This window comes from Paenibacillus sp. P22 (genome assembly GCF_000469945.2).
In the GTDB taxonomy this organism is placed as follows: domain Bacteria; phylum Bacillota; class Bacilli; order Paenibacillales; family Paenibacillaceae; genus Paenibacillus_O; species Paenibacillus_O humicus.
Map to the genome: position 1 here is coordinate 1 of NZ_CBRA020000180.1, position 9,752 is coordinate 9,752.

Sequence of the window (9,752 nt, forward strand, 5' to 3'; positions counted from 1 at the left end):
GGCCTCGGCACCTGGGAGGACCAGCACAGCGTGCTGCTGGAGAAAGGGCCTAAGCGGGTCAGCCCGTTCTTCATTCCGATGATGATCGCGAACATGGCTTCCGGCCAAGTATCGATGGCGACCGGCGCCAAAGGTCCCAATACGACCGTCGTAACGGCATGCGCGACAGGAACCCATACGATCGGGGATTCGTTCAAGATGATTCAGCGCGGCGACGCCGACGTCATGATCTGCGGCGGCGCGGAATCCACGATCCGCCCGATGGCGATGGCCGGCTTCTGCTCCATGCGCGCCATGTCGGTGCGCAATGACGAGCCGCAGAAGGCGAGCCGTCCGTTCGATGTCGACCGCGACGGATTCGTCATGGGCGAAGGCGCAGGCGTCCTTATCCTGGAATCGCTGGAGCATGCCGAGGCGCGGGGCGCCCATATCTACGCCGAAGTGATCGGATACGGCATGAGCGGAGACGCCCATCATATGACGGAGCCGGATCCGGACGGAGCGGCACGCTGCATGAAGATGGCGCTGCGCGACGCGAAGCTGGAGCCGGAGAGCATCGATTACATCAATGCGCACGGCACGTCGACGCCGGTCGGCGACAAGTCCGAGACGACGGCGATCAAGAATACGTTCGGAGAGCATGCCTACAAAGTCGCCGTCAGCTCCACCAAGTCGATGACGGGACATCTGCTCGGCGCCGCAGGCGGCGTTGAGGCGGTCATCCTGGCGCTGACGCTGCAGAACGGCGTCATCGCTCCGACGATCAACCTCGACAATCAGGATCCGGAATGCGATCTGGACTACGTGCCCAACGTTCCGCGCCAGGCGGATGTCCGCACGGCGTTGTCCAACTCCTTCGGATTCGGAGGCCACAACGCGACGATCATCATGAAGAAATATGAAGCGTGAGCGATTTCAGGACCTGCAGCGCCAGCTAGGCTTCACCTTCGCCAAGCCCCAGCTGCTGAGACAGGCTTTCACGCATACTTCCTACGTGAACGAACACCGCGATGCCGTAACCGAAGACAATGAACGGCTCGAATTCCTGGGCGACGCCGTGCTTCAGCTGCTCGTGTCCGAGCATCTGTTCCAGACTTATCCCGAGCGCCCGGAAGGAGATCTCACCCGGATGCGGGCGGCGATCGTCTGCGAGCCTTCGCTGGCCAGATTCGCCGAGCGGCTTGATTTCGGCTCGTTCGTCCGTCTGGGCAAAGGCGAAGAGCAGCTTGGCGGCAGGCAGCGCCCTGCGCTGCTGGCCGATCTGTTCGAAGCGTTTGTCGGATCGCTTTATTTGGACGCCGGGGTCGACACGGTCAGGGACTTTCTCCGCCGGGTCATGTTCGCCCGGCTGGAAGGCAACGAGGGCCTCTCCGGCAAGGATTACAAGTCCAAGCTGCAGGAGCGCGTGCAGAATCTTTCCCTTGGCGGCGTTGAATACCGCGTTGCCGAGGAGCGCGGTCCGGCCCATGACCGGGAGTTCGTCGTTCATGTCCACGTCGGCGAGGAGATTCGCGGGCGCGGCATTGGACGCACCAAGAAGGAAGCGGAGCAGAAGGCCGCCGAGGAAGCTTGGCAGGCAGTTTCGGAGCCGCAGGCCGATTAGCACCGCCAGCCATCCAGAGCCCGGCACCGTCATTTCAGGTGCCCGGGCTTTTTTTATTGCCCATGGAAGGATTCGACGCGCCAAGCACGCTGACCAGCCGCCCTGCCGTATGGTACAATAGCCACAAGAGGTGAACCGCTACCCATGTTGTTGAAACGGATTGAATTATCGGGCTTCAAATCCTTTGCGGACAAAACCGAAATGGAGTTTGTTCGCGGCATTACCGCCGTCGTCGGGCCTAACGGCAGCGGCAAGAGCAATATTTCCGACGGCATCCGGTGGGTGCTCGGCGAGCAGAGCGCCAAGAGCCTCCGCGGCGGCAAGATGGAAGACATCATCTTCGCCGGAAGCGACGCCCGCAAGGCGGTCAATTACGGCGAGGTCTCGCTGACGCTGGACAACTCCGACGGCACGCTGTCGCTCGAGCATCAGGAGGTGACGGTGACCAGGCGCGTGCACCGGAGCGGCGACAGCGAATATATGATCAACCGCCAGTCCTGCCGGCTCAAGGATATTACGGAGCTGTTCATGGATACGGGCATCGGCAAGGAAGCCTATTCCATCATCGGGCAGGGCCGCATCGAGGAAATCCTCAGCACGCGTTCGGAGGACCGGCGCGGCATTTTCGAGGAAGCCTCCGGCATCGTGAAGTACAAATCCCGCAAGCGGGAAGCCCAGCGCAAGCTGGACGACACCGAGAGCAACCTGCTGCGCATCTACGACCTCGTCTCGGAGCTGGAGGATCAGGTCGAGCCGCTGCGGGAGCAGTCGGAGCGGGCGATCCAGTTCAAGGCGCTCAAGGAAGAGCTCAAGAGCAGCGAGATCGGCCTGTACGTCCATCAGATCGATCAGGTGCATCAAGGCTGGAACGAGAACAACGCCAAGCTCGAAGTTCTCCGCAAGGAGGAGCTGGAGCTGTCCTCGGTCGTCAGCAAGCATGATGCGCTGCTGGAGAAGGACCGCATGCAGCTGCGCGAGCTGGAGTCGCAGCTGGAGGAGCTGCATGCGGCTATGCTGCAGTACAGCGAGGACTACGAGAAATGCGAAGGATACGGCGAGGTGCTCAAGGAGCGCCGCCGCAACCTCGACGGCAACCGCGTCCAGCTGGAGCAGTCGCTGGAATCGCTGCGCGGCCGCCAGGAGCAGATGGCCGCGGAGGAAGAGGAGATCCGGGCCAAGGCAAGCGCCTTGGAGGCTGTCCTCATCGATCTCCGCAGCCGAATGCAGGGAGAAGAAGGCCGCCTGGCGGGAGTCGCCGGAGGCATTTCGACCGAAGCGGGCGAATCGCTCAAGGGCGAATTGCTGGAAGTGCTGAGCACGATGGCCCAGCTGCGCAACGAAATCCGCTATTCCGAGCAGCAGAAGGAATCGCTCCAGCGCCGAATGGACCGCCTTGGCGGCGAAGAGGGCAAATGGCAGGAGAATTCGGAACGGCTGGAGAGCCGCAGGGCCGAGCTTGAGCTGTCGCTCAAGCGGACGGTGCAGGAGCTGGAGTCCGTTCGGAACCAATACATACAGCAATCCCAGCGGGTGCAGGAGATTCAGCGTCTGCAGGAGGAAGCCGGCGCCGCCTTGCGCAAATGGGAGCAGCGGCTGGAGGCGCTCACCTCGCGCCGGGATACGATGAAGGAAATGCAGGATGCGCTCGACGGCTTCATGCACGGCGTCCGCGAGGTGCTCAAGGCTGCGCGGCGCTCTTCCGGAGGACTCGAGGGCGTGCACGGCGCCGTCGCCGAGCTCGTCCGGGTGCCGCAGCGGATCGAGACCGCCGTCGAGACGGCACTGGGCGGAGCGCTGCAGCATGTCGTCATGCAGGACGAACGGACGGCGCGCGCGGCGATCGCTTTCCTGAAGCAGCGTCAGCTGGGACGGGCGACGTTCCTTCCCCTGGATGTCATCAAGGGGAGATCGGTTCCGGAGCAGGACAAGCGCCAGGCCGCATCGATGGAAGGCTACATCGGCGTTGCCGCCGAGCTGGTCGGCTGCGAGCCGCGGTACGAGAATATCGTGAACAATCTGCTCGGCAACGTGCTTCTGGCCGAGAATCTGGAATGCGCCAACCGGATCGCAGCCCGCTGCGGCTACCGCTTCCGCGTCGTGACGCTGGAAGGCGACGTCGTCAATGCCGGCGGCTCCATGACCGGGGGCAGTCTCCAGAAGAAAGGCGCAAGCCTGCTCGGCCGCCAGCGGCAGATCGAACAGCTCGACATGGAAGCCTCCGACATGCAGAAGCAGATCGATCGGCTTCGGGGGGAACAGTCGGACTTGCGCAAGGAATTGTCTATCGCCGCCCAAAATCGGGACGAGCATCGGGAGACGGCGGAGCGGCTGAACGTGCAGGAGCAGCAGAGGCGCACGGAGCTGCAGCATGTCACGAGCGAGGCCGCCGCGCTTGCCGAACAGGGCGCGGTCTTCAGTTCCGACCGCAGCGGCAACGAAGAGGAGCTGCGCCAGCTGGACCAGGCGGCAGCGGAAGCCGCCAGCCGGCTCGATGAGCTGGGCATACGCGAAGCGGGCCTGCAGGAAGCGATCGCGATGGCGGAGCAGCGGCGCAAGGCGAGCGAATCGGCGAAGGAGGAGCTGCAGGGGCAGCTGACCGATCTCAAGATCCAGGTCGCGAAGGCGGATCAGGAGCGGCTTGCCGTGCAGGATGTGCTGAACCGGATCAAGGGCGACAGCGGCAGGGCGCGGTCGGAGGCGGCTTCCCTGGAGGCCGCGCTGCGCGAGCGCCTTCAAGAGCAGGAATCGCTCGAAGCCGAGTCGGTGAAGCAGATCGAGGAGCTCAACCGGCTGCGGCTGCGCAAGGAGGAATGCTCCGCGCAGACGGATCTCAAGCGGTCGGCGCGCGCGGACAAGAGCAAGGAGCTTGAGCTGGGCGAAAGCGAAACCCGCGAGCAGCGCAGCGGACTGAAGCGCGTCGAGGAGCAGCTCCGGCAGACGGAAATCGCCGTCAACCGGCTGGATGTGGAGCTGGACAACCTTCTCCGCAAGCTGAGCGAGGAATACGGCCTCAGCTATGAGCTGGCCAAAACCCGCTATTCCATGGCGGGAGAAGCCGCCGAGGTGCAGACGGCGGTGCGCGACTTGAAGCGGCGCATCGCCTCGCTCGGCGAAGTCAATCTTGGCGCCATCGAAGAATACCAGCGGGTTCGGGAACGCTATGAATTCCTGGATGCGCAGAGGCTGGATCTCGTCGAGGCCAAGGCGACGCTCTATGAAGTCATCCGGGAGATGGACGAGGAGATGTCGAAGCGCTTCCGGATCACCTTCGAGGAGATCCGCCGCCACTTCGTCGTCGTATTCTCCAAGTTGTTCGGAGGAGGGCGCGCCGATCTGGTGCTCGTCGATCCCGAACGGGTGCTCGAGACCGGCATCGACATCGTCGCCCAGCCTCCGGGCAAGAAGCTGCAGAACCTGCAGCTGCTCTCCGGCGGCGAGAGGGCGCTGACCGCGATCGCCTTGCTGTTCGCCATCCTCCAGGTCAAGCCCGTTCCCTTCTGCGTGCTCGACGAGGTGGAGGCGGCGCTCGACGAGGCCAATGTCGCGCGCTTCGCCCAGTATTTGCGGGAGTTCTCGGAGCTGACCCAGTTCATCGTCGTCACCCACCGCAAAGGCACGATGGAGGAAGCGGACGTGCTGTACGGCGTCACGATGGAGGAGGGCGGCGTCTCCAAGCTCGTATCGGTGCGGCTTGAGGACGAGGAGGCGGCCGTATCGGCCTGATTGGCGCAACAGAGGGCGGCGGCGCCATCGCTGCCTGCCTCGACTATAGAATAATGAAGGACCGGAGGAAACGGCATGGGATTTTTCAAGAAGCTTAGAGAAAGCATCGCCTCCAAGACGGAGTCGGTCACGACGATATTCAAGGACGGGCTGGCCAAAACCCGCACGGCTCTCGTGGAACGGGTGGAGGAGCTCATCACCCGCAGGAAGAAGATCGACGAGGATTTCTACGAGGAGCTGGAGGAAATCCTCATCAGCGCGGATGTCGGCGTCAACACCGTCATGGAATTGATCGACGACCTGCGATCCGAGGTGAAGAAGCGCAAGATCGAGGATGCCGCGCAGCTGCAGCCGGTGCTGTCGGAGAAGCTGATCGGCCTGCTCGGCAGCGACAACGGCAGCGAGCTGCGCATGGCGGACGAAGGCATCACGGTCATTCTGTTCGTCGGGGTCAACGGCGTCGGCAAAACGACGACGATCGGCAAGCTCGCCCATAAGTTCAAGAGCGAGGGGAAATCGGTGCTGATGGCGGCCGGCGACACCTTCCGGGCCGGCGCGATCGAGCAGCTTGAAGTGTGGGGCCAGCGCGTCGGCGTCGACGTCATCCGCCAGCAGGCGGGCTCCGATCCGGCGGCGGTCATGTATGACGCCGTCCAGGCGGCCAAGCAGCGCAAGGCGGACGTCCTTCTGTGCGACACGGCGGGCAGGCTGCAGAACAAGAGCAACCTGATGGAAGAGCTGAACAAGATCTTCCGCGTCATCCAGCGCGAGATTCCGGGCGCTCCGCATGAGGTGCTGCTCGTTCTCGACGCCAATACAGGGCAGAACGCGCTCAGCCAGGCCAAGATGTTCGGCGAGAAGAGCGGCGTGACCGGCCTCGTGCTGACGAAGCTCGACAGCACGGCCAAGGGCGGGATCGTCATCGCGATCCGCCATGAGCTGGACCTTCCCGTCAAGTTCGTCGGCCTCGGCGAGAAGATGGAGGACCTCCAGCAATTCGACTCCGAGCAGTTCGTGCATGCGTTGTTCGCGGGCCTTATCCGGGATCAGGATTCCGGGCCGGAACAATAGCCTGATTGCTGACAAGGTCAAAAGCTTGACACCTGCCCCGGCGTAGGGTATGATAAGTTTCGCTAACGCAGGATGACCGGCTGCGGCCGGCCTGCAGGATCTGGAAGGAGCTGCTGCCGATGGCTGCCGATCAGCGCGACGCGCTGGAGAAGACGACACGGATCAACATGCTGTTCGATCTGTACGGTCAGCTGCTTACGGAGAAGCAGGTCTCCATCCTGACGTATTATTTCCTGGACGATTTCTCGCTCGGAGAGATCGCCGCCGAGCTCGGCATCAGCCGCCAAGCGGTATATGAGCATGTCAAGCGCGGCGCGGCGCTGCTGGAGGATTACGAGTCGAAGCTCGGAATGCTGTCCCGCTCGGTGGCGGCCTCCAGACTGCTGGACGAGCTGCAGGCGGAGCTGGGAGAGATCGCTCTCACCCCTGCCGGAGCCAGGCTCGCGGAGCTGGCGGAGGCTCTCCGGGAGTCGCTCATGCCTGGAGAGCAGGAGAATTGAGAGAATGACCGCCTTATGGCGGCTGATATAACGACAACATACGCATGGAAGCGGACAGGAGGTGGCGGGAATGGCTTTTGAAGGGTTGTCTAGCCGGCTGCAGAACGTATTCGGCAAGCTGCGGGGCAAAGGCAAGGTAACGGAAGACGATGTGAACGAAGCCATGCGCGAGGTCAGGCTCGCACTGCTGGAAGCCGACGTCAACTTCAAGGTCGTCAAGGAATTCATCGCCAAGGTGAAGGAGCGCGCCCTCGGCCAGGAGCTGCAGAAAAGCTTCACGCCGGGCATGGTCATCATCGACATCGTCAACAAGGAATTGACGGAGCTGATGGGCGGCACGCAGAGCAAGCTGGCCAAGGCGAACCGTCCTCCGACGGTCATCATGATGGCGGGCCTGCAGGGCGCCGGCAAAACGACCACTTCCGGCAAGCTTGCCCTCATGCTGAAGAAATCCAACCACAAGCCGCTGCTCGTGGCGGGCGACATCTACCGCCCGGCGGCGATCAAGCAGCTGCAGGTCGTGGGCGGAGGCATCGGCGTGCCGGTGTTCACCATGGGCGACCAGACCTCTCCGGTCGAGATCGCCCGCCAGGGCGTCGAGCACGCCAAGGAGAACGGCCTGGACTATGTCATCATCGATACGGCCGGCCGCCTTCACATCGACGAGGCGCTCATGGAAGAGCTGAAGCAGATCCATGAAGTGACCAAGCCCGATGAAGTGCTGCTCGTCGTGGATGCGATGACCGGCCAGGAAGCGGTCAACGTCGCCCAGAGCTTCCATGACCAGCTGGCGCTCACCGGCGTCGTGCTGACGAAGCTCGACGGCGATACCCGCGGCGGAGCGGCCCTCTCGGTCAAGGCCGTCACGGGCTGCCCGATCAAGTTCGCCGCGACCGGCGAGAAGATCGAGCCGCTGGAGCCGTTCCATCCGGAACGGATGGCTTCCCGGATTCTCGGCATGGGCGACATGCTCTCCCTCATCGAGAAGGCGCAGTCCAGCATCGACGCCGACAAGGCTGCCGAGATGGAGCGCAAGATGCGCAACGCCGAGTTCACCTTCGAGGATTTCCTGGAGCAGATGGAGCAGGTCCGCAGCATGGGCCCGCTGGATCAGATCATGGATATGCTGCCCGGCATGAACAAGATGAAGGGCATGAAGGATCTCAAAGTGGACGACAAGCAGGTCGGCCGTGTCGAAGCGATCGTGAAGTCGATGACGACAGAAGAGAAGCGCAAGCCCGAGCTTCTCAACCACAGCCGCCGCAAGCGGATCGCCGCAGGCAGCGGCACCTCGGTGGCGGAAGTCAACCGGCTGATCAAGCAGTTCGACGACATGCGCAAGATGATGAAGCAATTCTCCTCCATGATGGGTCCGAAAGGCCCCAAAGGCGGCATGAAAGGCCTCAAAGGCTTGCTCGGCAAAAACATGAAGTTCCCGTTCGGCTGATCTTCAGCCTGCGATAACGTCCGTGAAGCGATTCCTTTTCAGGGAAAGCCGAAGACGTCTTATTCTTTCAAGGAGGTGAAGTATAATGGCAGTACGTATCCGTCTCAAACGCATTGGTGCCCACAAAGCCCCGTTCTACCGTCTGGTAGTTTCTGATTCCCGTTCGCCGCGTGACGGCCGTTTCATCGAAGAAATCGGCACTTATAACCCGGTTGCACAACCGGCTCAAGTGAACATCGACGAAGAAAAAGCCCTCAAATGGCTGCAAACCGGAGCTCAAGCATCCGACACCGTCCGCAACCTGCTTTCCAAAGCAGGCGTGCTCAAGAAATTCCACGAGCAGAAACTTCAAAAGTAAGGATTTTCCCCGAAAAGGGATTTCCCGAATATAAGCTCGGAAAAGGGTTAGGATGAATATCCTAGCCCTTTTGCTTCCGAAATTAATTCTTGACGGCGCCAGGAGCGAACGCCGTGATCATTCGCACAGGCGTCATTGACCAAGGAGGAACTGAGCATGGCGGAGCAGTGGTTTACAGTCGGCGAGATCGTGAATACGCAAGGCATCCGCGGCGAGCTTAAGGTCGTGCCGCATACGGACTTTGCCGATCAGCGCTTTGCCCCGGGAAGCAGGCTTTCCCTGCAGAAGGAAGGCACTCCCGGCGGCGTTCAGGTTGAGGTTCAAAGCTCCAGATCGCATAAGAACGTGTACATCGTCAAGCTGAAAGGCTACGAAAACATCAACGAGGTCGAAAAGTTCAAGGGATATCTGATGAAGGTGTCCGATTCCCAGCGCGAGCCGCTTGCAAAGGGCGAATTCTACTACACGGACATCATCGGCTCCGAAGTCGTCACGGAAGAGGGAGAAAGCCTCGGACTTGTGACCGAGATTCTCCGTCCCGGCGCCAATGATGTCTGGGCGGTGGAGCTGAAGGACGGCAAGGAGCTGCTGCTTCCTTACATCGACGACGTCGTGCTTGACGTGAATGTGCGTGCGAAGCGAGTAACGGTACGGCTCATGGAAGGATTGATGTAAGGAGATGCGCATCGACGTTTTGACGCTGTTTCCGGAAATGTTCGACGGCGTGTTCGGAGCGAGCATACTCGGCAAGGCCAGGGACAAAGGCATCGTTTCGCTGCAGGCAGTCAACTTTCGGAATTATGCCAACAACAAGCACAATACCGTCGATGACTATCCTTACGGCGGAGGCGGCGGCATGGTGCTGAAGGCCGAGCCGGTGTTCTCGGCGGTCGAGGATCTGCTCGGGGGCTCCAGCGGCGGCGCTGTCGAGTCTCAGGCGGCGGAGAGCAAGCCTCCGCGCATTATTCTGATGTGTCCGCAAGGGGAGCCGTTCAGCCAGCGCAAGGCGGAAGAGCTCGCGCGCGAGGAACGCTTGATTTTCATTTGCGG

At 61.7% G+C, this 9,752-nt stretch carries 8 protein-coding genes and 1 pseudogene; all 9 read left to right on the forward strand.

Features of this window, described 5'->3' with window-relative positions:
• Positions 1-909, forward strand: a 909-nt coding sequence (fabF, locus tag BN871_RS21330; protein ID WP_048748691.1) for a beta-ketoacyl-ACP synthase II, incomplete at its 5' end; no start/stop codon positions are given.
• The gene (rnc, locus tag BN871_RS21335) at positions 899-1,603 is read left to right on the forward strand and encodes a ribonuclease III (RefSeq protein ID WP_021880978.1); all 705 of its coding nucleotides are present in this window, start codon (positions 899-901) and stop codon (positions 1,601-1,603) included. The genes fabF and rnc, both read left to right, overlap by 11 nt.
• Positions 1,604-1,747: 144 nt before the next feature.
• Positions 1,748-5,326: a chromosome segregation protein SMC gene (smc, locus tag BN871_RS21340; protein WP_048748692.1), complete on the forward strand. Its 3,579-nt coding sequence runs from the start codon at positions 1,748-1,750 to the stop codon at positions 5,324-5,326.
• 75 nt (positions 5,327-5,401) lie between these two features.
• The gene (ftsY, locus tag BN871_RS21345; protein WP_021879125.1) at positions 5,402-6,397 is read left to right on the forward strand and encodes a signal recognition particle-docking protein FtsY; all 996 of its coding nucleotides are present in this window, start codon (positions 5,402-5,404) and stop codon (positions 6,395-6,397) included.
• A 119-nt stretch (positions 6,398-6,516) separates the two neighbouring features.
• On the forward strand, positions 6,517-6,897 hold the full coding sequence (ylxM, locus tag BN871_RS21350; protein WP_048748693.1) for a YlxM family DNA-binding protein: 381 nt from the start codon (positions 6,517-6,519) through the stop codon (positions 6,895-6,897).
• 70 nt (positions 6,898-6,967) lie between these two features.
• The gene (gene ffh / locus BN871_RS21355; RefSeq protein ID WP_048748694.1) at positions 6,968-8,344 is read left to right on the forward strand and encodes a signal recognition particle protein; all 1,377 of its coding nucleotides are present in this window, start codon (positions 6,968-6,970) and stop codon (positions 8,342-8,344) included.
• 85 nt (positions 8,345-8,429) lie between these two features.
• Complete coding sequence (rpsP, locus tag BN871_RS21360) at positions 8,430-8,702, forward strand: 30S ribosomal protein S16 (RefSeq protein WP_048748695.1); 273 nt, start codon at positions 8,430-8,432, stop codon at positions 8,700-8,702.
• Between the two features lie 156 nt (positions 8,703-8,858).
• Positions 8,859-9,377 (forward strand): ribosome maturation factor RimM, encoded by a 519-nt coding sequence (rimM, locus tag BN871_RS21365; RefSeq protein WP_048748696.1) that lies wholly within the window; start codon positions 8,859-8,861, stop codon positions 9,375-9,377.
• A gap of 4 nt (positions 9,378-9,381) precedes the next feature.
• Positions 9,382-9,752, forward strand: a pseudogene (locus tag BN871_RS21370) (tRNA (guanosine(37)-N1)-methyltransferase TrmD); the annotation flags it as partial.

Coding starts and splice junctions, on each gene's coding strand:
- rnc (WP_021880978.1), top strand. CDS start 899: ATGAAGCGTGAGCGATTTCAGGACCTGCAGCGCCAGCTAGGCTTCACC.
- smc (WP_048748692.1), top strand. CDS start 1,748: ATGTTGTTGAAACGGATTGAATTATCGGGCTTCAAATCCTTTGCGGAC.
- ftsY (WP_021879125.1), top strand. CDS start 5,402: ATGGGATTTTTCAAGAAGCTTAGAGAAAGCATCGCCTCCAAGACGGAG.
- ylxM (WP_048748693.1), top strand. CDS start 6,517: ATGGCTGCCGATCAGCGCGACGCGCTGGAGAAGACGACACGGATCAAC.
- ffh (WP_048748694.1), top strand. CDS start 6,968: ATGGCTTTTGAAGGGTTGTCTAGCCGGCTGCAGAACGTATTCGGCAAG.
- rpsP (WP_048748695.1), top strand. CDS start 8,430: ATGGCAGTACGTATCCGTCTCAAACGCATTGGTGCCCACAAAGCCCCG.
- rimM (WP_048748696.1), top strand. CDS start 8,859: ATGGCGGAGCAGTGGTTTACAGTCGGCGAGATCGTGAATACGCAAGGC.